Origin of the sequence: Candidatus Colwellia aromaticivorans, assembly GCF_003333305.1 — a bacterium.
GTDB classification, from domain to species: Bacteria; Pseudomonadota; Gammaproteobacteria; order Enterobacterales; family Alteromonadaceae; genus Colwellia; species Colwellia aromaticivorans.
This window is the reverse complement of sequence record NZ_QOLD01000041.1, coordinates 1-1,185: the sequence shown is the minus strand read 5'-3', so window position 1 is coordinate 1,185 and position 1,185 is coordinate 1. Positions and strand designations below refer to the sequence as shown.

Here is a 1,185-nt window from a genome sequence, read left to right as displayed (position 1 = left end):
CAACTCGACTCCATGAAGTCGGAATCGCTAGTAATCGTAGATCAGAATGCTACGGTGAATACGTTCCCGGGCCTTGTACACACCGCCCGTCACACCATGGGAGTGGGATGCAAAAGAAGTGGCTAGTCTAACCTTCGGGAGGACGGTCACCACTTTGTGTTTCATGACTGGGGTGAAGTCGTAACAAGGTAACCCTAGGGGAACCTGGGGTTGGATCACCTCCTTATCTTGAAGTAAAAACAACTAATGAGAATTCTCTTTTAAGAGCGTTCTACGAGTATTCACACAAATTGTATGATAATGAAATGAAGAAGAAAGCCTCTGGGCTTACAAAATAGGTCTGTAGCTCAGCTGGTTAGAGCGCACCCCTGATAAGGGTGAGGTCGGCAGTTCAAGTCTGCCCAGACCTACCAATTTTGATTTTTACCGCGTTACTTGAATACTCGCATAAGAGACACTATGCGTCGCATTCAAAAGCCTTGTAAAAACACAAAATGACATTTCTTCTTCAACTAAAGAAAGAAACCAAATTTAAGGTATCCCTCTCTACAATAGAAAGTGATAATTTAAATTTGGTTTTTAACCAAATTATTCACCGAATGTGTGTGATTAATTAGTTCTTTAACAATCTGGAAAGCTGATATAAAAATCGGTATTTATAAGGTAGTCACGGTGTCGCGCTGTTGATTATATGATTATAAATACCACCGAGTAAATTCTTTCCCAAGGATTTACTCAACAAAAGAATCGAATATAACGCTTCGGCCTTATATTCAACATTCAATTATTATCTACTCGATAGTAATTGTCTTATCAAGTAACTCACTTCATGTCTTTGGATATGATGAGTACGTGAAAATGTCAGACTTTACAATTAACTCGGATTAGTCTCCGAGTATTCCATGATTAATGTTTTATCTTTTCTCTTAAAATTAAAGATTATTCATTTTTCAAAGTTATTTGCGCTTTAGACAAGGCGTTTATTTGTGAAGTGTAGTTTTTTCTACACGAACACGTAAACAACGACGTATAAATGCAAAGAACGATGAAACAATTTGGGGTTGTATGGTTAAGTGACTAAGCGTATGTGGTGGATGCCTTGGCAGTTAGAGGCGATGAAGGACGTGTTAATCTGCGAAAAGCTTTGGTGAGGTGATAAAAACCGTTATAGCCAAAGATGTCCGA

1 tRNA gene and 2 rRNA genes are annotated in these 1,185 nt (G+C 38.6%); all 3 read left to right on the top strand.

The features are described 5' to 3' along the window. Positions 1–226 (top strand): 16S ribosomal RNA (locus DWA31_RS06000); the annotation flags it as partial. 110 nt (positions 227–336) lie between these two features. Then, positions 337–413 (top strand) — tRNA-Ile (locus DWA31_RS05995). A 654-nt stretch (positions 414–1,067) separates the two neighbouring features. Further along, positions 1,068–1,185, top strand: a 23S ribosomal RNA gene (locus DWA31_RS05990); the annotation flags it as partial.